21 protein-coding genes are annotated in these 26,182 nt (G+C 58.4%); 7 read left to right on the top strand and 14 right to left on the bottom strand.

All coding sequences use genetic code 11. From position 1 onward, the window contains the following. Positions 1–130: 130 nt before the first annotated feature. The 5 genes from MWU49_RS05845 to MWU49_RS05825 all read right to left on the bottom strand — a co-directional run bounded on the left by MWU49_RS05845 (position 131) and on the right by MWU49_RS05825 (position 4,309). Entirely contained in the window at positions 131–592 is a 462-nt protein-coding gene (locus tag MWU49_RS05845) for an Mpo1-like protein (protein ID WP_246969343.1), read from the bottom strand. A 331-nt stretch (positions 593–923) separates the two neighbouring features. Further along, positions 924–1,835 carry a heme o synthase gene (gene cyoE, locus MWU49_RS05840; RefSeq protein ID WP_246969341.1) on the bottom strand — a complete coding sequence of 304 codons (912 nt, stop codon included), beginning with the start codon at positions 1,833–1,835 and terminating at the stop codon, positions 924–926. Continuing rightward, positions 1,832–2,890, bottom strand: coding sequence for a COX15/CtaA family protein (locus tag MWU49_RS05835; RefSeq protein ID WP_246969339.1), 1,059 nt, complete (start codon positions 2,888–2,890; stop codon positions 1,832–1,834). The genes cyoE and MWU49_RS05835 overlap by 4 nt, the downstream gene beginning before the upstream one ends. Positions 2,891–2,897: 7 nt before the next feature. Further along, a complete protein-coding gene (locus MWU49_RS05830; RefSeq protein WP_246969336.1) occupies positions 2,898–3,512 on the bottom strand; it encodes a hypothetical protein in 615 nt (204 codons plus the stop codon). Between the two features lie 47 nt (positions 3,513–3,559). Next, positions 3,560–4,309 (bottom strand): SURF1 family protein, encoded by a 750-nt coding sequence (locus tag MWU49_RS05825; protein ID WP_246969333.1) that lies wholly within the window; start codon positions 4,307–4,309, stop codon positions 3,560–3,562. A gap of 178 nt (positions 4,310–4,487) precedes the next feature. Between MWU49_RS05825 and MWU49_RS05820 the strand changes: the two genes are divergently transcribed. Beyond that, complete coding sequence (locus MWU49_RS05820) at positions 4,488–4,751, top strand: twin transmembrane helix small protein (protein ID WP_246969330.1); 264 nt, start codon at positions 4,488–4,490, stop codon at positions 4,749–4,751. A 405-nt stretch (positions 4,752–5,156) separates the two neighbouring features. Here MWU49_RS05820 and MWU49_RS05815 read toward each other — a convergent pair whose 3' ends face one another. Next, positions 5,157–5,486 carry a DUF1820 family protein gene (locus MWU49_RS05815; protein ID WP_246969327.1) on the bottom strand — a complete coding sequence of 110 codons (330 nt, stop codon included), beginning with the start codon at positions 5,484–5,486 and terminating at the stop codon, positions 5,157–5,159. A gap of 464 nt (positions 5,487–5,950) precedes the next feature. On the opposite strand from MWU49_RS05815, the gene coxB reads away from it, so the two are divergent. Genes coxB through MWU49_RS05795 form a run of 4 tightly spaced genes read left to right on the top strand, consistent with a single transcriptional unit; the run spans position 5,951 to position 10,288 of the window. Continuing rightward, positions 5,951–7,159, top strand: coding sequence for a cytochrome c oxidase subunit II (coxB, locus tag MWU49_RS05810; RefSeq protein WP_246969324.1), 1,209 nt, complete (start codon positions 5,951–5,953; stop codon positions 7,157–7,159). 14 nt (positions 7,160–7,173) lie between these two features. Beyond that, complete coding sequence (ctaD, locus tag MWU49_RS05805; protein WP_246969322.1) at positions 7,174–8,781, top strand: cytochrome c oxidase subunit I; 1,608 nt, start codon at positions 7,174–7,176, stop codon at positions 8,779–8,781. A 21-nt stretch (positions 8,782–8,802) separates the two neighbouring features. Then, the gene (locus MWU49_RS05800) at positions 8,803–9,381 is read left to right on the top strand and encodes a cytochrome c oxidase assembly protein (protein WP_246969320.1); all 579 of its coding nucleotides are present in this window, start codon (positions 8,803–8,805) and stop codon (positions 9,379–9,381) included. Positions 9,382–9,409: 28 nt separating this feature from the next. After that, positions 9,410–10,288 (top strand): cytochrome c oxidase subunit 3, encoded by an 879-nt coding sequence (locus tag MWU49_RS05795; protein ID WP_246969317.1) that lies wholly within the window; start codon positions 9,410–9,412, stop codon positions 10,286–10,288. A gap of 202 nt (positions 10,289–10,490) precedes the next feature. Here the strand turns inward: MWU49_RS05795 and MWU49_RS05790 are convergent, their stop codons facing one another. The 3 genes from MWU49_RS05790 to rapA all read right to left on the bottom strand — a co-directional run bounded on the left by MWU49_RS05790 (position 10,491) and on the right by rapA (position 15,114). Further along, positions 10,491–10,952 (bottom strand): hypothetical protein, encoded by a 462-nt coding sequence (locus tag MWU49_RS05790; protein WP_246969314.1) that lies wholly within the window; start codon positions 10,950–10,952, stop codon positions 10,491–10,493. A gap of 611 nt (positions 10,953–11,563) precedes the next feature. Further along, entirely contained in the window at positions 11,564–12,226 is a 663-nt protein-coding gene (locus MWU49_RS05785; protein ID WP_246970737.1) for a dienelactone hydrolase family protein, read from the bottom strand. Positions 12,227–12,228: 2 nt separating this feature from the next. Then, positions 12,229–15,114: an RNA polymerase-associated protein RapA gene (rapA, locus tag MWU49_RS05780; protein ID WP_246969311.1), complete on the bottom strand. Its 2,886-nt coding sequence runs from the start codon at positions 15,112–15,114 to the stop codon at positions 12,229–12,231. Positions 15,115–15,252: 138 nt separating this feature from the next. Here rapA and MWU49_RS05775 point away from each other — a divergent pair, with 138 nt between their 5' ends. Next, a complete protein-coding gene (locus tag MWU49_RS05775) occupies positions 15,253–15,432 on the top strand; it encodes a hypothetical protein (protein WP_246969308.1) in 180 nt (59 codons plus the stop codon). Positions 15,433–15,700: 268 nt separating this feature from the next. Beyond that, the gene (locus tag MWU49_RS05770) at positions 15,701–19,087 is read left to right on the top strand and encodes an FG-GAP-like repeat-containing protein (protein ID WP_246969305.1); all 3,387 of its coding nucleotides are present in this window, start codon (positions 15,701–15,703) and stop codon (positions 19,085–19,087) included. Between the two features lie 270 nt (positions 19,088–19,357). Here MWU49_RS05770 and uca read toward each other — a convergent pair whose 3' ends face one another. The 5 genes from uca to MWU49_RS05745 all read right to left on the bottom strand — a co-directional run bounded on the left by uca (position 19,358) and on the right by MWU49_RS05745 (position 26,166). Beyond that, on the bottom strand, positions 19,358–22,948 hold the full coding sequence (gene uca, locus MWU49_RS05765; RefSeq protein WP_246969302.1) for an urea carboxylase: 3,591 nt from the start codon (positions 22,946–22,948) through the stop codon (positions 19,358–19,360). 85 nt (positions 22,949–23,033) lie between these two features. Beyond that, a complete protein-coding gene (locus tag MWU49_RS05760; RefSeq protein WP_246969300.1) occupies positions 23,034–23,675 on the bottom strand; it encodes an urea amidolyase associated protein UAAP2 in 642 nt (213 codons plus the stop codon). A gap of 123 nt (positions 23,676–23,798) precedes the next feature. After that, positions 23,799–24,515 (bottom strand): urea amidolyase associated protein UAAP1, encoded by a 717-nt coding sequence (locus MWU49_RS05755; protein WP_246969297.1) that lies wholly within the window; start codon positions 24,513–24,515, stop codon positions 23,799–23,801. 25 nt (positions 24,516–24,540) lie between these two features. Then, complete coding sequence (locus tag MWU49_RS05750) at positions 24,541–25,332, bottom strand: ABC transporter ATP-binding protein (protein WP_246969294.1); 792 nt, start codon at positions 25,330–25,332, stop codon at positions 24,541–24,543. Between the two features lie 15 nt (positions 25,333–25,347). After that, positions 25,348–26,166 carry an ABC transporter permease subunit gene (locus MWU49_RS05745; protein WP_246969291.1) on the bottom strand — a complete coding sequence of 273 codons (819 nt, stop codon included), beginning with the start codon at positions 26,164–26,166 and terminating at the stop codon, positions 25,348–25,350. Positions 26,167–26,182: the final 16 nt, after the last annotated feature.

Here is a 26,182-nt window from a genome sequence, read left to right as displayed (position 1 = left end):
TAGGTATGGCCGAGCCTCAAGGGAAGCAATTTCGAGTTGCGAGTCACGAGTTTCGAAAATCTGAAACCCCGGGCTTGGAAGCGGGTTTGGGGTTTTGCTTTTCGAAACTCGTGACTCGCAACTCGCTTCTTCAGTATTTAATTCCCCACTTGCGGTACAGAAAGCCCATGATCCAGGCGGGGCCGATCATCAGATACTGGATGTCCTCGAAGAAAGAGGGCTTCTTGCCCTCTACCTTGTGTCCCCAGAACTGACCAATCCACGCCAGCACGAACACGATCAGGGAGAACAGCCAGACACTGATGCCGGCGGATTCGATCAGCGACAGGCCGGCGAGACAGAGCAGGCTGAACACCAGCATGCCTACCGCAATGGGCGGCGACAGACGCAGGTAGTAGAGAGTCACGAACACCAGTGCCAGCGAGGCCCAGTTGAGGCCGGGCAGCAGGGCGGGGAAGGGCAGCGCCCACAGGAAGCCGACAATGGTGAAGAAGATCACCGGCACACAGACAAAGTGCACTTTCTTGTTGGTGGGGTTCTGATGACTCTCGCCATAGGCATCGAGCCAGTCATCCATGCTGCGGGTCGCCATGATTACACCCTTTCAAACGCTGTTTCAGGGAGTATCGCACCGCAGTCAGGGTTCGTGAAGCTGTGTTGCGGGATCGAGTGGCTGGTGGAGAGTAACGAGTAACGAGTTTCGAAAAGCGAATGCCAGCATGTCTTTTGCCTTTCGCGACTCGAAACTCGTTACTCAAAACTGTTTGCTTGTGCTCCGACGTCGTAGGTCGGAAATGCCCGAAGGGCATCTCCGACATGGGGTTGCCTGATTTGCAGTGCGATGTCATGGCGGAGATTGGCTGACGCCAATTTCCGCCCTACGGGCTGTGCGTCAGGCATCGAGCGTCATGCGTCCAGCGTCTTCACGCCCCCAGCCAGACCGCCACGTCAGTGGGCTTGATCGGCAGGTAATGATCCACCAGTAGCGCGGTGAACAGCGCGAACAGGTAGGTGATCGAGTAGCCGAAGGTTTTCATGGGCAGCTTCGGGTCGTCGGAAAAGCGCAGTCGCACTGCATGGTAAAGAAATACCAGGCCCAGAATCAGGGCGGCCAGCAGGTAGATCAGATCGCTCATGCCGGTGAGGTAGGGCAGCAGGGTGCAGATAAACAGCAGGATGGTGTAGTACAGCACTGATTCCCGGGTGAACGGGATGCCGTGGGTGACCGGCAACATGGGAATGTCGGCCTTGGCATACTCGTCCTTGCGGTGAATGGCCAGGGCCCAGAAATGCGGCGGGGTCCAGACGAAGATGATCAGTACCAGCAGCCAGGCGTAGGGATGCACGTCACCGGTCACCGCGGCCCAGCCCAGCAGCGGCGGGATGGCGCCGGCAATGCCGCCGATCACGATGTTCTGCGGCGTGGCACGCTTGAGGTAAAGCGTATAAATGAAGGCGTAGCCGACAAAACCGAACAGGGTCAGCCAGGCGGTGAGTGGATTCACCAGGAAATAGAGCATCACCATGGAGCCGGCAGCCAGCAGTACCGCAAAGGTGATGGCGGCTTTGGGGCTGAGTTTACCGGCTACCAGCGGACGCTTTTCGGTGCGGGTCATGATCGCATCGATCTTCTGGTCCATGATCTGGTTGATGGCCGCAGAGGACATCATTGCCAGGGTCAGGCCGATAAAGGACGGGATGAAAATATCCAGCGGCACCATGCCGGGCGGATCGGTGGCCAGGAACATCCCTGCCACGGCGGTCACCATCAGCAGCATGACCACGCCGGGTTTGGTCAGCGCCAGATAATCGCGCCAGGTTGCGGATTCGCTCATGAAGGATCTCCTTCCTGTCGCGGGCTGCGCATGGCGCATTTCACATTAATGGCACGGATGAACAGCACCAGAATGGCGAGCAGGATCACTGCCACGAAGTTGTGGGCCACGGCCACGTCCAGCGGCACCGAGAACATCACATTGCTGATGCCCAGAGCCAGCTGCACCACCAGTAAACCCAGCAGGACAAACGCAAAGTTGCGGAAGAACATGCTGCGGGCGCGCAGCAGGATCTTGGCGACCAGGGCCAACACCAGCAAGGTGACCACCAGCGCGCCAAAGCGATGCATCACATGAATGGTAGTGCGTGCCTCGTTATGCAATACACCGAATTCATAATCTGGCTTGTCGTGCTCATGGCCCCAGAAGATGAAAGCATCTTCAAAGTTGAGGCGGTCCTGCCAGCCTTCCTCGCAAACCGGTAATTCGGTACAGGCCACGGCGGCATAGTTGCTGGCGGTCCAGCCGCCCAGGGCAATCTGCAGAATCACGGCTGCAAGGGTCAGTGAGGCGATGGGCTTGAGCATGCGCACATCGCAGTCATTGAGGAAGCTGGGCCAGCGATACACGCGGGCCGTCAGTAACACCAGCAAGGTAAAAGTGGTGAACCCGCCCAGTAGATGCAGCATCACGATGGTGGGCTGCAGGCCCATGGTGACCGTCCACATCCCCAGAATGCCCTGAAAAATCACCAGCGCGACCAGAAACAGGGGCAGCTTGAGCGGTTGTTTCTCCCGTTTGCGGTTAATGAAGGACAGCACTGCGATGATGATGATGGTCAGGCCCAGGGTGGAGGCAAAATAGCGGTGCACCATTTCCGGCACTGTCTTGTGGGCTTCGCGCAGGCTGCCCGGCTCGGTTTCGTTGGTGGTGTTGACGTGCTCGATCGCCTTGCGCACATCCAGGTGACCATAACAGCCAGGCCAGTCCGGGCAGCCCAGGCCGGCATCGGAAAGCCGGGTCCAGGCGCCAAGGGTAATCACCCCGGCGGCCAGAATGATGGCAAAAATACAGAAACCGCGCAGCCAGCGCTGCGATACAGTAGGAGTAGACATAAGCTGATTAACCGATCAGTGACCCTTTCAGGGTCCGTTTGAGGTCTACGCGGATGTTTTCCGCTTCTTCCAGTGTGGCTTCCATGTTTTCGTGCGTGGGGTAACGCATGAAGATCTGGCCGTCCGGGCTGACCAGAAAGATATCGCCAACAGGGTGGCTGGGATCCGGGGAATACACCGGTGCCAGCGCCTGCTGCACGGCCTCCGGGGCAGCATGGATGGAGATCATGCCGTCCACATTGTCGCGGAGAAATTCGCTCAGGCTGGTGCCGGCGGGGGCGGTGTGCAGTACCACGCGGCGCACCCGGTCGATATCTTCACCCAGCGCCAGTCTTACCTGGCGAACCTGGTAATACAGGCCGTTCTTGCAGCGGGTATCGCACTCGCTGCCTGCAACATAGAGGATAGACCACATGCCCTTGGTGTCGTCGGCACCAAAGGGGTGTCCCTCGCCGTCGCTGGCTTCCAGCGCTGTCACGTCGATATGGGGAATCAGCAGCTGCCCCTTGTTCTGCCGGGGCAGCTCCCAGGGATCAATCAGGAAACGGCCGGCGAGGGCAAACAGCAAAAAAGGGCTGATGATGGCGACCAGGGTCAGCTTGTTCTTGGTCTTCGGTGACATGTCGGTGTCTGTTCTCCATGGTGGCGCCGGATAACGGGGCGGCCACCTTATTCAGGCTTGCCAGTGAGGCGACGCTTCTGGGCACGAGTTCCCGCGAACAAAAAAATCACCAGCGCGGCGATGGCCAGTCCAAGCCATTGCAAGGCATAGGCCTTGTGCTGCTCCGGCCCCATCACGGTGATGTCCTGCCAGTGCCTGGGAAGAGGCTCGTTGCCGCCCAGGGACAGTTCCGGGGTGACCCGGATTTCAAAGGGCGCCAATTTTACCCCAAGTTTTTCGCCAATGGCGTGAAAATCCACTTTTTGTACCCGTAGAGGCCATTGATTGTCGGGCAATTGCTCGTCTTTCAGCACAAACGCCTCTCCGGGGGACTGATAAACGATGCCGTCCACCTGAATGCGGCCTGCGATGGCAGGCACATCTGGCAGCACATCCCGGCGCGCACCCCGCGGCAGCCAGCCGCGGTTGATCAGTACCCAGTGGCCTTCATCGGTAAGCATGGGGCTGAGCAGGTGATAGCCTGCCACTCTGTTCAATGTGCGGTTATCCAGCAGCACCGGATGGGCATTATCGATTTCACCGAACAGCCGGGCGCGACGGTGGCGTGGGTCCTCGTTGGCCAGCAGGGTGGCCAGATTGGCGGGGGCAAGTTCTGCCTGCTGTTGTTGGCTCTCCAGCCAGAGCCGTTTTTCTTCGGCCCGTTCCAGCTGCCACCAGCTCAGGCGCAGACAGGTGCCGACAACGATAAAAAGGGCGGTAAGCGCCAGGTAGGCCCTGATGCGGGTGCGCGTTGCCATAGTCTCGATCTCAGCCAGTCAGGCGTGGAGCGCCAGCCTTTTCATGTGCACGGCGGCGGCGGATGATTACAATGGCGGCACATTCTACATAGGACGGCGTCAGGCGGCCATGCACAGCGGGCCGACAAAATTGTCCTTAGGCTGTCCATAGAAGGATATTGAAGGAGACACACAATATATGTGGTGGGTAAAGCTGATTGTCATCGTGCTGCTGCTGGCGGCGCTGTTTTCCCTGGGGCGGGCCTTGATGGCGCTGGTGAAAGGGGAGAAAGGGGAGGGTAAATCCAAGACCATGCGCGCACTGGCCTGGCGGGTGGGTTTTTCGGTGGCGGTGTTCCTGTTCATCCTGCTCAGCATGATGATGGGCTGGATTACTCCCCATGACGTGAACCCCAAGCTGCGCTATGGGCAGCCCATCGAGCAGCAAGCGCCAGCCGAGTAAAATCCGGGTAAAAGGATGGCGGCAGGGCGAACTGGTTAGCCAGGCGGGACTCTTATGACACCATAAATGCCTGAATCAGGAGCAGATAATGGTTGTTATGAGATTGATTCTACTGGTTTTTGTGCGGCTTGTGGCGCGTGCGGAGAGGGCGGCTCAGGCGGTGGCTGATGGTCGAGAGCCTGCACGGACGATGTGTCGCCAGAAAAAAAGCAGAAATTTTCGCCTCCGGCGGGAACTTTCGCCCGGGCGGCCTGACTAACTCTTTGCAACAAGCGTTTTCTCCTCAAGAAACGAAACATCAGGCAACCCTCGGGGCGTACGATCATATCGACGCCCCGTTTTTTTTGGCCGCTCTGAGGCTGCTTCGCGCAACACGCAAAAAACAGAGGGGCTGGATCCAAATGTCTATCTGTCCCGGGGCGGGGCCGGGGGGAAGGCCAGGGTGGCCACATTGGGGCCTCTGGCATCGGATACTTTCGCTGGACCTTCCTTCTTTACTTCATCGATGCGAATGATGGCCTGCAGGGGAATATAGGAGCGGATCACATCGCTGAATTCGTTTTTCAGCTTTTCTTCTGCCGGGTCCACAACCACTCCGGAGCGCTCACCAAAACGGAATTCCTCCACCTCTATAAAACCGTAAAGCTCGCTTTGATATATCTGCCCGGCATATATCTCGTAGGTTTTGCCATTATTAAGGAATATGACACGATAGATCTGGCGTTCTGTTGACATCGGAATATCCGTGGCTGGCCAAAAAAGAAACAGGGTCGGGCGTGGAGTAATCAAAAAACGGGGTTGCTGGCGGAGCTTGCTGATTCCGCAAGGAATTATAGCGATGCAGGCTGACAAAAAGTATCGCCGCATCTGCCTGAAAAGCTTGATAAACCCTGCCGTTTGGCTGGACTTTGCCCATGCGAATGACTAGAGTTGGCGCCCATAAATGCAATAGGGCATTTTGCCGCACCTTGCCAACCCGCTGAATCAACAGCTGTCGGGAACTAGCTGTTTGATTTCATTGGGATTGCGCCTGTGCGACGGTAGTAAATGACCACCCCCTTGGTCGCTGCGGTCCACAGTTCGGTGTAGCAGATTTCCATCGCATCAATCCTGAAACTTCGCTTTCCAGGTGCCGGAAACGGCAAAGAACAAGGCGTGCCCACTCAGAGGCTACGCTGGGGAAAACAGGGAGCAAACGCATGCAGTCAACTCTGTTCCACCGCGCGGCAGCGGGTCTGACGTCACTGATGATCAGTGGCATGACCTTCGCCAGCGACTGGACCGAACGTTCCAATCTTGACCTGCGACCCGGTGTTACCGAGGTCAGCCAGGAGATTCAAGACCTTCACACTACCGTTCTCTGGATTGTGACCGTTATCGGTCTGCTGGTGTTCGGCCTGATCGTGATTTCCATGATCCGCCACCGCCGTTCCAAGAACCCGAACCCGGCCACTTTCCACGAAAACGTATTCCTGGAAGTGCTGTGGACCGTGATTCCGTTTGTGATTCTGATCGCCATGGCGGTGCCCGCCACTCGCGTGCTGGTCAAGCTGGATGACAGTGCTGAATCCGAACTCACGGTGAAGGTGACCGGCTACCGCTGGAAGTGGAGCTACGAGTACCTTACCTACGAAGATGACAACGATATTGGTGTCTCCTTCTTCTCCAACCTGGCGACCCCGCCGGAACAGTACAACAACCCGGTCCTGGCCGGTGGTCTGTTCCCCTACGGTACTGCGAAGGACCTGGTCGGCAAGGAAGCTCCCGAGAAGGACCACAACTATCAGTTGGAAGTGGACAAGAAACTGGTCATCCCGTCAGGCCAGAAAGTCCGTTTCCTGGTCACTTCCGACGACGTGATCCACTCTTTCTGGGTGCCGGATTTCGGCGGCAAGAAAGACGCCATCCCCGGCTTCGTGAACGAAACCTGGGCGCTGGTACCGGAAGGCAAGGAAGGCACCTACTACGGTCAGTGTGCTGAACTGTGTGGCAAGAACCACGCCTTCATGCCGATTGCGGTGGAAGTGGTAACCCAGGACGACTTCAAGGCCTGGATTGCCGAAGAGAAAGAGAAGGCCGCTTCCGGCCCGGATCTGACGCCGTTCTCCGGTCTCGATCAGGCCATGGAAGAAGGTCAGCAGGTCTACGCATCTGCCTGTGCCCTGTGTCACGGTGCCAACGGTGAAGGCGGCATTGGTCTGCCGTTTGCCGGTACCGACTTCGCTACCAAGAGCGAGCACCTGAACGAACATATCGATGTGCTGGTAAATGGCCGTGCTGCCATGCCCGCATTCAAGGCTCAGTTGACTCCGCGCCAGATTGCGGCGGTAGTTACCTACGAGCGTAACGCTTTCGGCAACGACACCGGCGATCTGATCCAGCCCGCCGATGTTAACGACCACGAATAAGGGAGGGGATAGCAATGTCTACTGCAGCTGCAACCCATGATGATCACCACGATCATCACCACGCCCCGACCGGCCTGAAACGCTGGCTGTTCAGCACCAACCACAAAGATATCGGTACCCTGTACCTGTGGTTCAGCTTCGCCATGTTCCTGGTTGGCGGCTTCATGGCCATGGTAATTCGTGCCGAGCTCCTCGAGCCCGGCATGCAGTTCGTGGATCCGGAGTTCTTCAACCAGATGACCACCGTTCACGGTCTGGTCATGGTATTTGGTGCGGTAATGCCCGCCACGGTTGGCCTGGCCAACTGGATGATCCCGCTGATGATTGGTGCGCCGGATATGGCGCTGCCGCGGATGAACAACTGGTCCTTCTGGATCCTGCCGTTCGCCTTCGGCATCCTGATCTTCGCCGTGCTGATGAGCGCCTTTGGTGCCGGTAACCCCAGCGCGCCGAACTTCGGCTGGACCTTCTACGCGCCGCTGTCTACCAAGTACGGCCCGGCGTCTACCGACCTGTTCATCCTGTCCGTTCACATGATGGGTATTTCCTCCATCATGGGCGCGATCAACGTGGTGGTAACCGTCTTCAACATGCGTGCCCCGGGCATGACCCTGATGAAGATGCCGCTGTTCGTATGGACCTGGCTGATCACTGCCTTCCTGCTGATTGCGGTAATCCCGGTTCTGGCCGGTGCGGTAACCATGATGCTGACTGACCGTCACTTCGGCACCAGCTTCTTCGATGCCGCCGGTGGTGGTGACCCGGTACTGTTCCAGCACGTATTCTGGTTCTTCGGGCACCCCGAGGTGTACATCATGATCCTGCCGAGCTTCGGTATCGTGTCTGCGATCATTCCGGCCTTTGCCCGCAAGCCGCTGTTCGGTTACGCCTCCATGGTGTACGCGACTGCATCCATCGCGCTGCTGTCCTTCGTGGTCTGGGCTCACCACATGTTCACCGTGGGCATGCCGCTGGCCGGTACCCTGTTCTTCATGTACATGACCATGCTGATCTCGGTACCCACCGGTGTGAAGGTGTTCAACTGGGTAGCTACCATGTGGCGCGGTTCCATGACCTTTGAACTGCCGATGAAGTGGGCGATCGCGTTCGTGATCCTGTTCACCTGTGGTGGTCTGTCCGGTCTGATGCTGGCCATGACTCCCATCGACTTCCAGTACCACGATACCTACTTCGTAGTGGCTCACTTCCACTATGTACTGGTGACCGGTGCCATCTTCTCCATCTTTGCAGCGGCCTACTACTGGCTGCCCAAGTGGTCCGGCGTCATGCCGAGCAAGCTGCTGGGCGAGCTGCACTTCTGGAACTCCCTGATTTCCGCCAACCTGCTGTTCTTCCCCATGCATTTCGTGGGTCTGGCCGGCATGCCGCGTCGTTACGCTGATTACGCGCTGCAGTTTGCGGATTACAACTTCTGGATTTCCATTGGTGGCTTCTGGTTCGGTCTGTCCCAGGTGATCTTCCTGGTGGTAGCAGTACGCTGCGCCATGAAGAAAGGCGAGCCGGCTCCGGCCAAGCCCTGGGAAGGTGCCGAAGGTCTGGAATGGGAAGTGCCGTCTCCGGCGCCGTTCCACACCTTTGATACCCCGCCGGTCATCAAGTAACAGACACGGAACGAGGGCACTATGAGCGACAATCAGCCACTCAGCGTAGAACAGCGCAACAAGCGTACGTTGAAAAAGCTGGTGATCTGGGCGATTGGCATGTTTGCCTTCGCCTTCCTCATGGTGCCTTTCTACAACGTGATCTGTGACATCACTGGACTGAACGGCAAGACATCCAGTACGGCCGCTACCGATGCTCCGGCACAGGTGGTGGAAGACCGTACCGTGACAGTGGAATTCATTACCCAGAAAGGGGATGGGATCACGGGTGAGTTCACCTCTGAGACCAAGCGGGTAAAGGTGCATCCGGGTGAAATCACCCTGGTAAACTTTTATGCCAGCAACCCCACGGATTCGGACATGGTGACCCAGAGCATCCCTTCGGTGACACCGGGGGTCGCGGCGCGCTACCTGCACAAGACCCAGTGCTTCTGCTTCGATCAGCAGACCCTGGCAGCAGGCGAGCGCAAGGACATGCCGATGATCTTCTATCTGGATCCGGAAATTCCCAGTCACATCAACCAATTCACTCTGTCATACACCATCTTTGATGTGACAGAGCGGGTCGCCGGTAAAAACAACAGCGTGGCTGTGAACTGATAACAGCCGGTTGTAGAGGAGAATTTTGATGGCTACTGACAAGTATTACGTACCGGAAAGCAGCCCCTGGCCGCTGACCGCGTCTATCGGTCTGTGCATGACCGCCGTGGGCGGTGCCCACTTTATTCAGCAGAGCACCATGGCCGACATGGAGCCGAGCTTCTCTGGCAAGCCCCTGTTCTTCCTGGGTCTGGCCTGGTTGTTGGTGGTAATCGCCCTGTGGTGGCGTGACACCATCAAGGAATCCGTCACTGGCCTGCACAGCAACCAGCTGGGCGGTTCCTACCGTCAGGGCATGTTGTGGTTCATCTTCTCCGAGGTGATGTTCTTCGCAGCCTTCTTCGGTGCCATGTTCTATACCCGCTGGCTGATCATTCCGTGGCTGGGCGGTGAAGGTACCGGAGCCATGACCCACGAGCTGCTCTGGCCGGAATTCCAGCCCATGTGGCCGCTGACCGAAACCCCGGGCGGTACCACTACCACCCCGATGGGTGCCTGGGGCCTGCCGGCCATCAACACTGCTATCCTGCTGGTATCCTCCATTACCCTGACCATTGCCCACCATGCGCTGCTGGAAGGCAAGCGCGGCACCCTGATCCTGTTCCAGGCCGCCACCGTGGCACTGGGCGTGATCTTCCTGGGCCTGCAGGCGCTGGAATATGTGCACGCCTACGACATGGGCCTGACCCTGGATGCTGGCATCTACGGCAGCCTGTTCTTCCTGTTGACCGGTTTCCATGGTGCCCACGTGACTATCGGGACCATCTTCCTGCTGGTTACCCTGATCCGTGTGATCAAGGGTCACTTCAGCGAAGACAACTGCTTTGCCTGGGAAGCGGGTGCCTGGTACTGGCACTTTGTGGACGTGGTATGGTTGTTCCTGTTCGTTACCGTGTACTGGTTGTAAGAGCCGCTGCACGCATCACGCGACAGGCAACACGAAAAAAGCCGCGCTCCGAAAGGAGCGCGGCTTTTTTGTGGCCGCTCTGCGGCTGCAACACGCTTCACGCAACATGCTGCACGCAAAGGTCAAAAGCGGATTGACCACAGAGCGCACAGAGGGAATCGCTTTTCTCCGTGAACTCTGTGACCTCTGTGGTAAACCTGCTTTAGCGAATATTGAACACGTCGATGATGGTCTGGGTGGCGTCGATGACGCGGACCACTTCGTTGTCGATGATCACATCGCTGATGCCGTCGATATGGCGGATGTCGTCGTAGACTGGCAAGCGCTGGCTGTTGTAGTACACATCATCGGGCAGTCGCTGGCCCTTTTGCAGCTTCTTCTGCCAGCCCGGCGGCAGCTTGCCGCCGCGGGCGACTTTCTTCTGCAGGCCCGGGGGCAGGGATTCGTAGTCGCGACGGCTCATATGTGCGCGCAGGGCCTCGCGTTCACGCTGGCTGTAGCGGTAGTCGGAATAATCACGGTCGCGGCGGCTGTCTACCAGCTGTGTGCGGTGCGTATCTTCATGCTGGGCGTTTTTTTCCCAAGGCGGGCGGGCCTGGCTCAGGGTCGGTAAGGCGCTGAGGCCAAGCAGGGTAGTAAGGGCAAGCACGGAGGTAGTCTTCATGGGGTTCTCCTTATTCTCCGACCGTTCTGTCTGTCAGGTCTGACTTTCTATTCTGGCAATGGTGCCGCCAGAACGGGGACAAAATGTGTCTGGATGTGGCCGTGGTCACAAAGAATATGGATTCAGCATGGGACTGAAATGTGCAAACAAGGCGCAGGGAATGTGAAACAGGGTAAAACCGGGGGATGATCTGAGCTACGAGCTACAAGCTACAAGCTACAAGCTACAAGCTACAAGCTACAAGCTACAAGCTACGCTTGATTCGATAGGGAAACCCGGAATAGTTCCCCGGTTTGCACATTTCTACGAAGCCGCTGTAGGAGCTTGCCTGCAAGCGATCCGAGCCTAAGCGAGATAAGGATTCCAGAGGCGAGTGACGAGTACCGAGTTTCGAAAATCAAAAGAGAACAACCAAGCACGGATTTGAGGGTTTTGCCTTTCGAAACTCGCTTCTCGTAACTCGAAACTTTATTACCTCGCTTGGGCTCGGATCGCTTGCAGGCAAGTTATTCGCTACGCTCACTCTGCGGGCCAGCCTTCGGCTGTTACCTCCGTTGCACTCCGGTTCCTACAGCGGGGTATAGCGAGTGTTTTACCGATGCAAAAAGGCATCAGGCATCAGGCGTCAGGCGCTCGCGTATCCATTTCCCGATTTCGCGGATCTGTTCCAGGCACACCATGTGTTCCATGGGGTAGGTGCGATATTCGGGGGACAGGCCCATTTGCTGCAGGCTGGCCACCGCGCGCTGGCCCAGTTCTTCTGCCACCACCGGGTCCATGGTGCCATGGCTGACCATCACGGGTATTTGGCCATTCGCATCGCTCAGGGTGACAGGCATGGCCATGTAGGTGGACAGGGTCAGCAAGCCAGCCAGGGTTTGCGGGTGCCGCAGTGCGCACTGATAGGCTACAGCGCCGCCCTGAGAGAAGCCGGCGATGATGATCCTGTTGCTGGCAATGCCGCGCTGGATTTCCCGTTCGATCAGGGCGTCTACCGCGTCAGCGGATGTCAGCACGCCACTCTCATCCACCTTGCGGTCGATATCCATGGCGAGGATGTCGTACCAGGCGGGCATCACTATGCCGCCATTGACGGTGACGGGAATGTTGGGCGCATGGGGGAAGATAAAGCGTACCGGCAGATCGGCGGTCAGCTGCAGCTCCGGCACGATGGGCTCGAAGTCATGACCACTGGCTCCCAGTCCGTGCAACCAGATGACACTGGCCGTGGCGGGTTGCCCGGGTTCGATTTCAATGCATTCCAGCAGGGCCATGGTCATTCACCTCCGGCTACGATGACGCGTACCGCATTGAGCTGGCACTGGGCATTGGAGAGCAGTTTTTCCAGCTGAGCGGTCTGCTCCTCCAGGGCGTGGATCTCTTCGTCACGTACCGCCGGGTTCTTGGCTTGCAGTGCCTTCAGACGGGCCAGTTCATGGGACTGTTCCTGACGCATGGCCTGCAGGGCATCAGCAATGATCACCTCTGCCTCCTTGCCGGCAGCGTCGTCATTACCCTTGAGCAGCTTTTCCAGCAGCGGCTTCTGGCTCGACACAATCTTGCGGCTGAGGGGCTTGTCCATCTTGTGGCATTGCTGGCTGAGGCCGTCATGGCTGATCGCCTGGCTGATATTTTTGCCATTGCCATCCAGCAGGTGGCGGATCACCGTGCAGGGCAGGAAGCGGTCCGCCTGCAGGTGGCGCGGGGCCATGGATTCCACCGTATAGATGGCCTCGATCAACAGGGTGCCAGCCTTGATGCGCGGGTTTTTCAGCAGGCTGACGGCGGCCTTGCCCCGTTGCTCGCCCAGCAGCATTTCCATGCTGCCGGTGACCATGGGGTGCTCCCAGGTCATGAACTGCATGTCATCCCGGCTCAGGGCGGTGGCACGGTCATCGGTCATGGTGATGCCTTCGTCCGGCAGCCCCGGGAAGGCGTCGCGCATGTGCGGACCAGGTTTGAGAATCACCGCGGTGTCGGAGTGTTCTTCCACGTCCACGCCATAACGATCAAATACCCGCTGCATGAAGGGCAGGGGGGAACTGTCATCCGCCTCCTGCAGGGCTGCTTTCAGTGCGTCGGCCTTGTCGCTGTCGCAGGAGCTGAGCTCCAGCAGGCGGTCGCGGCCGGTTTCCATCAGGGTGTGCAGTTCGTCAGCAATGCTGCGGGTATCGTCCACCAGAGCATCAATGGCGGTGTATTCGGGGTCGCTGTTAAGCAGCGGTTCCAGGGCATCGCGGCTGCGCAGGTAGATGTCATGGCCAGCCGGATTGGTGTGCTCAAAGGCATTCATGCCTTGGTGATACCACCGGTACAGCACTTCCTGGGCGTGGCCCTCGAAATAGGGCACATGAATCTGAATATCCTGCTGCTGGCCAATACGGTCCAGACGACCGATGCGCTGTTCCAGCAGATCCGGATTGAGGGGCAGATCCAGTAGCACCAGATGATGGGCAAACTGGAAGTTACGGCCTTCGGAGCCGATCTCGGAGCAGATCAGCGCCTGGGCGCCATCCACTTCATCGGCAAAGAAGGCGGCGGCCCGGTCCCGTTCGATCAGGTCCATGTCTTCATGGAACATGGCGATATTCATGCCCAGCTTGTAGTTGCAGTGGGCGTGCAGGTCACTGGCAGTGTGGCGGTTGGCACAGATCACCAGCACCTTGTCGTGACGGTGCTGCTTGAAGAACTGCTCCAGCCAGCTGACACGGGGATCCAGGCTGCACCAGCGGTCATCATGATAAAGGGTTTCCGGGTGCAGCTGGCCGTCCAGGCCTTCGTCGCTGTCGTAGCGGTATTCGTCCGGCAGCTCAAGGGGATAGCCATGCACGGTTCGCTGCGGGAAGCCGGCAATGTTGTGGCGGCTGTTACGGAACATCACCCGACCCGGCCCGGAGCGGTCCAGAAGCTCGGCCAGAATCCCGTCACGGTCACTGTCTGTGATGGTCATGTCCGGCAGCAATGCCTGGGCACGCTTGATCAGATCCGCATCCCAGTTGGATTGGTCGTGCAACTCGCCGGCCAGCTGGGCGATCTCCTGGTAATGGCTCTGCTCTTCTCGGAAGGCGTCCAGGCTGGGGTAGCGGTCCGGGTCCAGCAGACGCAGGCGGGCAAAGTGGCTTTCCAGCCCCAGTTGTTCCGGGGTGGCGGTGAGCAACAGCAGACCGCGGGCCTGACGGGCGATGGCGTCCACTCGCTGGTAGCTCTCGCTGGGAGCGTCTTCGCTCCACGCCAGATGGTGTGCCTCGTCTACTACCAACAGGTCCCAGTCAGCGCTGGCCAGCTGCTCGATATCGCATTCGGCGAGGAACTCGGTGCTGCACAGCACCAGCTGCTCAGTCAGGAAAGGGTTGTCGTTGTTGGCTGGCGCTTCGCCTTGCTCTTCGGCAACCTGCTCTTCCGCAATAATCTGCGCGAGCATGTCCTTGATACTGGTTTCCGGCTGCAGGGCGTCAAGGCGTTCACGATCAAAGATCGAGAAGTGCAGATTAAAGCGGCGCACCATTTCCACAAACCACTGGTGAACCAGGGCAGGCGGAACGACCACCAGCACCCGGCTGGCTCGGCCGGTAATCAGTTGTTGATGCAGAATCAGGCCGGCTTCGATGGTTTTACCCAGCCCCACTTCATCGGCCAGCAAAACTCGCGGCGCATAGCGGTTGGCCACCTGGTCGGCGATATAAAGCTGGTGGCCGATATGATCGATGCGCGGGCCGCGCAGTCCCTTGATGCGAGACTGTTGTTGCTGGCAGTGGGCATTCAGTGCGTCGACCCGCAATTCGAACCAGCGATTGGATGACAGCTGGTTGGAGAGCAGTCGATCCAGGGCGGAATTCAGTCGCAGGGTGTGGCCCAGCAGGGTTTCCGGTACGGGCTGCACATTGTCGGGCTCCCCGGCCGGGTGTGCCATGTAGACCTTGAGACCATTGAGTTCGTTGACCTCGGCCACGGTCAGTTCCAGCTCGCCTTCGGTGCGAATGGTGTCGCCGGTGTCGAAGGTCACACGAGACAGGGGCGCATTGTTGATGGCGTAGGTGCGCTCTTCTTCCACGGCGGGGTATTCCACCGTGACCAGACGGTAGTCCAGTTCCTTGATGATGCCGAGACCCAGTTCGGTTTCGGATTCGCTCAGCCAGCGCTGGCCGGGGGTAAAGTCTGTCATTGTCGCTGCCGGTTGATTTATTGGTTCAAGGGAAGGGGGGCGAATTATACGGCTTTGTGCGCCGCGCTTCGATGTTGACAGGTCTGCATGACACGCTTTTGTTATGCTGCAGATTCAATTTCCAGTGGGTAATTGCAAATGGGTGATGTGGTCCCTTTCCAGAAACCGGCCAAAAAGACGCCGCGCAAGGGCATGTGCCAGCATGGCTTTCACAAGTGGAAGGTGTGCAAGGAAAAGCAGTTCGATGTGAAACAGGGCAAGTTGGTCACGGTGTATCGTTGTGAGCGCTGCGGCAAGCAGAAGGTGACCGCGCACTAAACGCTTCGCATGAGTTGCATTGATCTGACTCAGACTATGCTCTTACTCGAGATTGTAAAATCATCCCGTCGGCAGCAGGAATGTCGCCGTACACAATGTATACCCCTCGCCGTTTATTTTTAAAAACAATTGCTTATAAGTATTTTTGCAAATATCCCGGCTTGCATCTTTTTGTGGCGGTTTGGTTAACATTTGTTCCATAATTTCGGAAAAGTGAGACGTGCTGCTCGTTTTGGTGGCGCTATAACAATAAAAGCCGGGATCGATTATGGAAGCAGGGAAGTTGCTTGCCCGATATGCCATGGGGCTGTCGGCCGTCATGGTGATATTGACCGTCAGTGCCTGTGGTGGCGGTGGTGGCTCCTCCGCAGGGGCAGTAGCCGGCTCGCCCGCGCCAACGCAACCCACCGACCCGGTCGATCCGCCGCAGGAAACGGATCTGGATACCTGGCTGCGCGCCGTTATCACAGAAAAGTCGCTCACCGGTGATCCTGCTGCGGCCCGTCAGATCGTTCAGACAACCCCTGCTGACGACCCCAGAGTAAAACTCGGCCAACTTCTGTTTTTCTCCCATACCCTGTCCGGGGACCGCTCGGTGTCCTGTGCCACCTGTCATATGCCAGATTTTGGCGGCAGTGATGCCTTGTCGCTGGGGGTCGGTGTCTCTCCGCAGGACGCCGCCAGAGTGGGGCCGCCGCGGCGCCTCAATGCCAGCACCGATCTGGATCCGGCCGCCGATGGCCGGCCGAACATGCACCGCAACAGCCAGACGGTGTTCAACAGTGCGCTTTATGATCGCAGTCTCAGTTATGACGGGCGCGTCTTTGTGCTGGATGAAGCCGTGGCTGCCGGCGGCAAGGGGCAGACCATCCGGACACCGGACACCGGTAACTTGTCCGATGCTTCAGCCGCCGATGGCCTTCTGGAGGTGTTCTCCAAGTTCCCCCTGACCAACCACAATGAAATGCGCGGCTATCTTTACAGCGCCCTGTCCGAGGACGAGTACCGCGAGCGTCTGGTGGCCCGGCTGCGGGGCGAGGCGGATCCTGAAATGCTGTCGGTGGAGGGAAGCGGCAACTGGCTGACCCTGTTCCGTAGTGCCTTTGCCCAGCCGGACGCCAGTGCCCAGGAGGTGATTACCCTGGTCAATGTGCAACGGGCCCTGGCCGCTTATATGTCTTCCATGGTGTTCGTGGACAGCGCCTGGAGGAACTATGTGCAGGGCGATGATGGTGCGATCAACGAGAAAGCCAAACAGGGCGCCCGGCTGTTTTTTGCCGGCAAGGATGAAGGTGGCCTGGGTTGTGCGTCCTGTCACAGCGGCGATTTCTTCACCAACGAAAAATTCTACAACGTGGGTTTTCCGCAGATCGGTCGGGGCTTTCTGCGTCCGGAAAAAGACGATATCGGCCGCTGGAACAGCACCCGTCTGGAAGCGGACAAGTACGCGTTCCGGGTGCCCAGTCTGCTCAACATCCAGGTCACTATGCCCTATGGCCATGCCGGGACCTTTGACCAACTCAGCGAAGTCATTCGCTATCACGCCAATCCGCGCCAGGGGCTGACCCTGTTTGATTTCGGGTTGCAGCAGCTGGCGCAGTTCCAGGGTATTGAAGGGTATGACTACGCCGAGAGCCATAGTCAGGCGGTACAGGCCGCGTCCAGTTTCCTGCTGGCGGAACCCCTGCTGCCAGGTCGTGATCTTTCCGACGAGGAGGTGAATGCCCTGATCGTGTTCCTGCGCACCCTCAGCGATGACTGTGTGCGGGACTTTGGCTGTCGTAATCAGTGGACGCCGACGCTGGATGAAGACCCTGATGGCAACCTGCTGGTGGCGGGCGTGAACCCGGGCGTTGATCCGGAAACTCCTGTGGATCCGGATCCTGATACGGGTGAACCGCCGGTGGACCCGGTGGATTACCCGAAAGCAGTTGCCCTTGATTTTACAGCTCCGCCTCGGGCTACCTTCGCCGAACTGGCAAGCTGTAATGAAGAGCCGTCTTTGCTGGCGGTGAACTCCGGGCTACCTGTCTTCCTGCCGAGACATCTGTTTGCCTTCGGTCTTTACGATCTGATCGGTAACCCGCTGCATCCCCATGGATTCGATCAGGACACCTGGAATCTGGATGCGGTATTCAGTATCGAGCCGGTAATGATTGCCGGTGGTGTCAGCGCGGGCTATCTGGATGACGATTGCTGGCTGGATCTGGCCTATGCTGGTGGCGATGCATCGGGCATGGTGTTTTATCGGAATCGCGGCGGTCAGCTGGGCTTCGACAGCATGGATCTGCTCACTGACGATCCCGGGAGACGGTTTACCGGTACCGCGCTGATTGATCTGAACGGGGACTACCGCCGTGAAATGCTGTTTGGCAATGTGCGAAGTCAGGTGCTGCCGATCTATTCCAGCAATGATGACGGCGACTATTACCCGGTGGCCAAGCTGCCCATGAGCCGTAACACCTACGGCATGTCGTTTGCTGATGCCAACCATGATGGCTACCCGGATATGTTCCTGGCCCACTGGTATTTCGGCAATGTACTGACGGCGCCGGTATTCTGGAAAAACAACGCCGGGCAGGAAGTAGAGAATTATGACTCCGAGGCAGGCCTGTCCAACGACAGCCTGCAGCAGGCCTTCAACTTTTCCCCGCAGTTTGCCGATATCAACGCAGATGGCGAGCTGGATCTGCTGCTGGCTTCGGATTTCGGTACCAGCGTGGTCATGGAAGGGCAGGGTAACGGTACCTTTGCCAATATCACCGACCGGGACATCATCACCGATGAGAATGGGATGGGATCCGCTCTCGGCGACTACGACAACGACGGTGACCTGGACTGGTTTGTCACTTCCATCTTCGATCCGGATGGCGAGGCAGAAGCCAACTGGGGCGTAACCGGCAATCGTCTTTACCGCAACAACAGCGTGGATGGAGAGCTGCTATTGGAAAACGTCACCGAGACAGCGGGTGTGGCAGACGGTAACTGGGGCTGGGGAGCCTGCTTTGCAGACTTCAACAACGATGGTTTCCTGGACATCTTCCATGTGAACGGCTTTGGTCATATTCCGGCATCGGCCTCTGATACCGAGACCGGGCAGAGCATGATTGAAAACTACCAGACGGTGGCGCAGGAATATTTTGATTCCCTGCCGCGTCTGTTCATCAATCAGGGGGATGGCAGCTTCTCTGAGCAGGCGGTGCAGTGGAATCTGTTGCTGCCCAGCGATGGCCGCGGCATCACCTGCATGGATTATGATCGCGACGGTGATATGGATGTGGCCTTGCTGGATCACTCCAAAGGCTTGCAGTTCTTCAGTAACCAGATCGGCAACGGCAGTGGCAAGCGTTTCCTGTCCGTGCGTCTGGTCGGTCAGGCGCCGAACACCGAAGCCATTGGCGCACGGGTACAGGTCAGCGCGGATGTGGGCGGCAGCTTTGGTGAGCAGACGCAAATGCGGATGGCTAACGCCAACACCAACTTCAACGGCCAGAATCCACCGGACCTGCATTTCGGTATGGGCAGTGCAAATTCAGCCGACCTGACAGTGACCTGGCCGAATGGTGTGAGCTGGCAGTGTAACGGCGTCAACACCAACCGCTTCATGATTCTCGACCAGCGCAGCCTGCCGGCAAGCTGTTCGGCTGCTCCCTGATTCCTGGCACCGGGATGATGGATTTACCACAGAGGGCACAGAGTCCACTGAGGGTAAACGCCTGTGCTTCTGTTCCTGCATAGGCGTTTTCGGTTTTATTGTGGGAGCTTGCCTACAAGCGAAAAATCGCCTGCAGGCAGGCTCCTACGGTGTCCGGTTAGCAACGGCTACAGGCCAGAGTCCCTGTCTTTTCCTCGGTGAACTCTGTGCCCTCTGTGGTAGAAATGCCTTTGCCTTTCGCAACTCGAAACTCGTTACTCGCTCCTGCTTCTATTCCAGCACCATGATCGCCTGACCCGCATTGATCTGCTGGCCTTCCTGGCGGGCAATGGCAATCACCTTGCCGGATGCCGGGGCGTAGATTTCGATTTCCATTTTCATGGATTCGAGTACTGCCACCACGTCACCTTCATTCACGCTGTCGCCTTCGGCCACGTTCAGTTTCCAGATATTGCCGGCCACCGGTGATTCCACCGGGGTGCCTTCCACTTCTTCGCTGCCATTGTCCGCATCCAGATCCTGTTCGGACTGGAAGTTGATCTGACCGCTTTCGACCCAACGCTGCAGCTCTTCGTCGAAGGCCTGATTACGGGCCTCGGTGAATTGCGCAATGTCCTGCTGATTGTCATCCAGAAAGCGCTGGTACTCGCTCAGGTTGAAAGTGGTTTCCTCTATCTTGATCGGGTATTCCCCCTTGGGGAAATCCCGGCGGATCTGGTTGAGCTCCTCGTGGCTGACTTCGTAGAAACGGATCTGGTCGAAGAAGCGCAGCAGCCAGGGCTGCTCGAAGGCTTCGGTCTTGCGGTAGCGGTTCCACATCTGCAGGGTGCGGCCCACAAACTGATAACCTCCCGGGCCTTCCATGCCGTAGACACACAGGTAGGCGCCGCCGATGCCCACGGAGTTCTCCGCGGTCCAGGTGCGCGCCGGGTTGTATTTGGTGGTAACCAGGCGATGACGCGGGTCATAGGGCGTCGCCACCGGCGCGCCGAGATACACATCCCCCAGCCCCATCACCACATAGCTGGCGCTAAACAGGATCTCTTTCACCTCATCGATGCTCTCCAGGCCGTTGATGCGGCGAATGAACTCCAGATTGGAAGGACACCAGGGGGCGTCTTTGCGGACCGACTGCATGTATTTTTCGATGGCCTGGTGACACGCCTCGTCGTCCCAGCTCAGCGGGATATGCACGATACGCGAGGGGACTTCCAGATCCTCTTTCTCCTGCAGTGCCCGTTCGGCGTCGGCCAGAATTTGAAGAAGGGCGTTACGGGACATGACCTGCGGATCAAAATGGACCTGCAGGGAGCGGATGCCCGGGGTCAGTTCGATGACACCATCGAGCTTCTGCTGTTCCAGCCACAGCATCAACGCATCGGCGCGGAAACGCAGGCGCAGATCCAGCACCAGCGGGCCGTATTCCACCAGCAGGTAGCGATCGCCGGCGGCGCGATAGACCACGTCAACACCGACTTCATTCTCGGACAGGGTACTGAGAATCGGCGTGGTAATGGGCGCAGCCCCGACCTGTTTCACCGGTTCGCTCAAGGCGCTGACACAGGCATCCTGTTCAGTCGCCAGGGCGTCGGCGTCTTCCAGGCTGATAGCCTCGAAGCGCAGGGTGTCACCGGCTTTCAGCTGACCGAGTTTCCAGCGGTCGGCCAGCACCACGGTGGCCGGGCAGACAAAGCCGCCCAGAGAGGGGCCATCCGGGCCCAGGATCACCGGCATGTCACCGGTAAAATCCACCGTGCCTACGGCGTAGGCATTATCGTGAATGTTGGACGGATGCATACCGGCTTCGCCGCCATCACTGCGCGCCCAGCCGGGCTTGGGGCCCACCAGACGAATGCCGGTGCGGCTGGAGTTGTAGTGCACTTGCCAGTCGGTGGAGAAGAACATGGTCATGTCGTCATCGGTGAAGAAGTCCGGTGCGCCATGGGGGCCGTAGATCACCCGCAGGGTCCATTGTTTGCCCAGTGATGGCTTGAGGCTTTCCGGAACCACCGGCGCTACGTTGGCAGCGCTCATATCTTCGCTGAAGTGCAGCACATCGCCGGTACGCAGGGCGCGGCCGCCATGACCGCCAAACTGACCGAGGGTAAAAGTGCTGCGTGAGCCAAGATAAGGTGTGCACTGAATACCGCCGGCCAGGGTCAGATAGGCGCGGGCGCCTTCACCGCTGACCTTGCCCAGCTTCAATATCTGTCCTGCTTGCACGGCGATGCTCTGATAGCTGGTGACAGGTGCGCCATCAAGCGTGGCCTGCATGTCGGCGCCGGTGAGGGCAATGCGGGTGGCCTGATTGAATTTCAGGGTCGGGCCGTTGAGGGTAAATTCCAGCCCGGCGGCATTTTCCTCGTTACCCAACAGGCGGTTACCCAGGCGAAAGCTGAGGCTGTCGAAGGGACCTGAGGGCGGTACGCCCACCGGCCAGTAACCGCTGCGGCCGGGATAATCCTGCACCGTGGTCATGGTGCCGCCAGCGAGTACGTCCAGGGTAAAGGGCGCGTAGCTGAAATCGTTCAGGTAGCGGGTGGTCATACGACCTTCCACAAACACCGGGTCGGCAAGAATGGCGCGCACGTATTCCCGGTTGGTTTCGATGCCTTCCAGGGTGATGGAATCGAGGGTGCGGTTCAGTGCGGCCAGGGCGCTGTTACGATCGGCTTCGTGGATGATCACCTTGGCCAGCATGGGATCGAATAGTGGCGACACCGTGAGCCCGGCTTCCACCCAGTGATCGATACGCAGCGCCTTGCCATCGGCATCGGGGAAGCTGACTGCAGTCAAGAGCCCGGCGCTGGGCTGGAAATCCTTGTTGGGATCTTCCGCGTAGACTCGCGCTTGGATGGAATGGCCTTTGGCGGTAAAAGGGCCGAGTGAATCCAGTGCGGGCAGATCGCCGGCGGCGAGCTTGACCATCCATTCCACCAGATCCACGCCGAAGATCTGTTCAGTAACACCGTGCTCCACCTGCAGGCGGGTGTTCACTTCCAGAAAATAAAAGGCATTGGTGTCCTGGTCGAGAATGAATTCCACGGTGCCAGCATTGCGATACTGGACTGCTTCCATCAAGGCACGGGCGGTGTCTTGCAGTTCACTGCGCACCTGGTCCGGCAGGTTGGGAGCCGGGGTTTCCTCCAGAACTTTTTGATGGCGGCGCTGGGCGGAGCAGTCGCGCTCGCCGAGGGTAACGGCCTTGCCCTTGCCGTCACCGAATACCTGCACCTCGATATGACGAGCGCGGGCAATGTACTTTTCGATAAAGACGCCATCGTTGGAAAAGTTGTTGGCGCTGAGCCGGCGTACCGAATCCCAGGCCTTGTCCAGACTCTCTGCACTCTCGCAAATCTGCATGCCGATGCCGCCGCCACCGGCGGTGCTCTTGAGCATCACCGGGTAGCCAATGTTTTCGGCGGCTTTCAGAGCAGCGGCCTTGTCAGTGAGCAGGTCGGTACCGGGAAGCAGTGGCACGCCGGTTTTTTCGGCCAGGGCGCGTGCAGTGTGCTTGAGGCCAAAGGTATCCATCTGCTCCGCAGTGGGGCCAATAAAGGCGATGCCGCGGGCTTCACAGCCTTTGACAAAATCCGGGTTTTCGCTGAGAAAACCGTAGCCGGGATGCACCGCGTCCACGCCGTGTTCTTCCATCAGCGCAAACAGCTTTTCCTGATTCAGATAGGTATCCCGGGCGCTACCTTCGCCCAGACAGAAGGCCTCGTCGGCATGGCTCACGTGCAGGGAATCCCGGTCCGCTTCGGCAAATACCGCCATGGCCTTTACGCCCAGCGATTGAAGGGTACGGGTGACACGGGTGGCAATGGCGCCGCGGTTGGCAATCAGAACCTTGTTGAACATGGCTGTCTCTCTTCGACAGGTGACGGGTCGTCCCGTCAGTAAAACCTTGGCCGCCGAGGTCGTCCCCGGGGTATATGACCGGTGATCAATCGTTCCAGATCAGCACTTCAATGGGGGTCGGGTTGTAACCGTTGCATGGGTTGTTCAACTGCGGGCAGTTGGAAATCAGGATCACCGTGTCCATGCAGGCGGTCAGTTCCACATACTTCCCGGGTGCAGAAATACCGTCTTCAAAGGTCAGTCCGCCGTCAGCCGTTACCGGCACATTCATGAAGAAGTTGATGTTGTGGGTGATGTCCTGCTTGGCCAGATGAAATTCCGGATGTTCGTTGACGGCCAGCATCCAGCTGTCCCTACAGGCGTGCATGCAGCGTTTTTCCAGATCGTAGCGCACCGTATTGCTTTCGGTGGCACAGGCGCCGCCGAGGGTATCGTGACGGCCGCAGGTGTCGGCCACAATCTCCAGCAACGGATTCATGCGGTTGCTCATCAGCGTGGTGCCGGCGGTGAGGTAGACATTACCCTGCTCGCGAATGGTATCCATGGCACTGTAACGCTCGGCAGGATCTTCCGCGCTGTAGAACAGGGTGTCAGCGGCCTGGTTGCCTTCCAGATCCAGCAGGCGCACCGTCTCTCCTTTCCTGATGGTGCGGATAAAATAATCCCCGGCCGCCACCACTTCACGAAAGCTGGCCTGCTCTGGTTGTCGAGAACTTTCTTTGATCATTTTTCTTTCCTTTGCGCTTTTCCGGGCGCCTACATGTTTTTGCTGTAGGAGCCTGCCTGCAGGCGAATGGCGATTATCGCTTGCAGGCATACCCTAAAGGGCACAGAGAGCTCCTACGGAAAATCAAAGGCCGAGGTGATAGAGGCGATTGTTTTCGAACGCGCGGCCGTTTTCCGGGCGGTAGTTCTTGCAGAAATCGTCATCGCTGACCGGCTCGGCCTGGAGCATCTCGATCTGCACCGGCTTCATGGGGTATTCCTTTGCCGGGTTCAGCGGGTGCGGGCAACTGTGCAGAATCACCAGGGTGTCCATTTCGAAGCGCAGGGTAACGCTGGCACCGGCGCGGGCCACGGAAGGATCGAACACCAGATTGCCTTCATCATCCGCTGCTACCTTGGAGAACAGGTTCAGGTTGGCGGCCATGTCCCGTTCGGTGAGGCCGTACTTGGCCAGTTCGGTAAGGAAGCTGTGCTCGCCACTCAAGGTCCATTCATTGTGGCAATCCTGGTAGGAGCGCACGGCGTATTTTTCTTTCAGAGTCTTTTCACTGAGGGTGCCGCACACGGTGTCGTGCCAGCCGAAGTCGTCTTCCACGATGGAAGCAAACACCCGCCCCATGTCGGAATACAGGCAGTTGCCTTTGGTCAGCTTGAAGGTGTGCTGGCCCTTGAGGCTGTCCGGGGCGTTGTATTTCTCCAGCAGCATCTCCGGGTTGTACATCAATACGGAAAGATTTGCGCCGCCCTCCAGATCGGTTAAGCGCAGCTGCATGCCACGGCGTACCCGCAGCGACCAGTGGGCGCTGCCGGGCAGGGTGGTGGTGTAAAGGCTTTCGCTCATGGTGAAGTCCTTTGTTTCCTGTTTCTTATAGCGTGTCGTTAAGAACGCGGCTGGTGCGGGTCACGTTCTGGTTGATGTTGGTGAGTGTGCCGTTCTCGCAATCGCCCACGGGCAGGTCGTAGGTGACTCGGGCACCGTAGGCCCCGGGGGCCTGGGGATCGAGGCGGGGCTTGTCGAATACCCACAGGCGAGTGCCGAGGTAAAACCCTTCGTTGATGTCATGGGTAATCATGAACACGGTGAGCTTCTGCTCTTTCCACAGGCTCAGCACCAGTTTGTGCATGTCGGCGCGGATGCCGGGATCAAGCGCGCCGAACGGCTCATCCAGCAGCAGGATGCGCGGTTTCTTGATCAGCGCCTGGGCCAGCGCCAGACGTTGCTGCATACCGCCGGACAATTCGTGAGGATATTTGTCGGCGGCATGGCCAAGGCCGACTGACTCCAGCATTTCCAGCGCGGCCTTGCGAAGTTCGCGACGTTTTTTACCGAAGGTAATACCCAGCCAGCGATTGCCCTGCAGCTCGCCGCCCAGCATCACGTTCTCCAGCGCTGTCAGGTGGCTGAGTACGGAGTAGCGCTGGAACACGATACCGCGGCTCTCATCCGGCTCTGCGGGCAATGGCTGGCCATCCAGCAGCAGTTCGCCGCGGGTGCCTTCTTCCGTGCCCAGTAGCAGTTTCAGGAAGGTGGTCTTGCCGCAACCGGAGGCGCCCACAATGGTGACGAATTCGCCTTCCTGCACGGAGATATTCAGGCGTTCCAGTACGACCTGGTCACCGTATTCCTTCCACAGGTTTTTCATTTCAATTATGGCCATCGTGATGTTCCTCCCTTAATGGCCCTGATCGTGGAACCAGGGGTAGCGCCATTGCGAGTAGCGGTTGAGGATGAAGTCGATGGCAAATGCCAGCAGCGTGATCCACACCACGTAGGGGATAATCACGTCCATGGACAGATAGCGACGGACCAGGAAGATCCGGTAGCCCAGCCCTTCTGTCGCAGCGATGGCCTCGGCGGCAATCAGGAACAACCAGGCCGGGCCCAATGAAAGACGCACTGCACTGATCAGTCGAGGCATCAGCTGCGGCCAGACCAGACGGGTAATGATCTGCCAGGTATTGGCGCCCAGGGTCTGCATCTTGATGATCTGTTCGGCGGGAATTTCCATGGCCCGTTGTTGCAGATCACGGATCATGAACGGGGTAATACCGATGATGATCAACATGACCTTGGCCAGTTCGCCGAGGCCGAAGATGATGAACAGTACCGGCAGGATAGCCATGGGGGGGACCAGCGACAGCCCGGTCACCAGTGGCGAGAAGGTCGAGCGGATCAGCGGAATGGTGCCATTGCCTATGCCCACAACCACCGCTACCAGCGCACTGATGGCCACCCCGATGGCGAGCCGCTGCAGACTGGCCAGGGTGTCGGCCCACAACAGGTAATCGCCGCTGCGTTTGCTTGGCTCGAAGGCCATGCGGTCGATGGCCTGAACAAAACTGTCGAGAGCCGGTAACAACTTGTCGTTGGGGTTCTCTGCCAGACGTGCGTCGGAGGCCACCATGTAGGCGACGATCAGCAGCAAGAAGGGCAGCAGTCCCAACGCCCAGTTCATGGCGTTGCCGGGGCGACGGTTGATCAGTTTCTTCATGGCAATTCCCGGTTGG

The sequence above is a fragment of the Alcanivorax sp. S6407 genome (genome assembly GCF_023016115.1).
Taxonomy (GTDB): domain Bacteria; phylum Pseudomonadota; class Gammaproteobacteria; order Pseudomonadales; family Alcanivoracaceae; genus Alcanivorax.
This window is presented reverse-complemented; position numbering and strand designations above follow the sequence as displayed.